General features: G+C 53.8%; 1 protein-coding gene. It reads left to right on the forward strand.

Features of this window, described 5'->3' with window-relative positions:
• The coding region (locus J3482_RS20680) for an IS66 family transposase (RefSeq protein WP_206923150.1) at positions 1-221 on the forward strand (221 nt) is incomplete at both ends.

Consider the following 221-nt stretch of genomic DNA (forward strand, 5'->3'; position numbering starts at 1 on the left):
CGCCCATTGTGCTCTACGACTACCAGGAAAGTCGGTCGAAAGAGCATCCGAAGAAATTCCTGAAGGGATTCGCGGGTTATCTGCACGTGGATGGATATAGCGGATACCACGATGTAGAGAACGCGACACTCGTTGGATGCTGGGCACACGCGAGGCGCAAGTTTGACGAAGCAGTGAAGTCACTGCCATCGTCGGATCAGAAAATGCCAACTGCTGCGCGA

This window comes from Alicyclobacillus suci, assembly GCF_017329615.1.
Classification (GTDB): domain Bacteria; phylum Bacillota; class Bacilli; order Alicyclobacillales; family Alicyclobacillaceae; genus Alicyclobacillus; species Alicyclobacillus suci.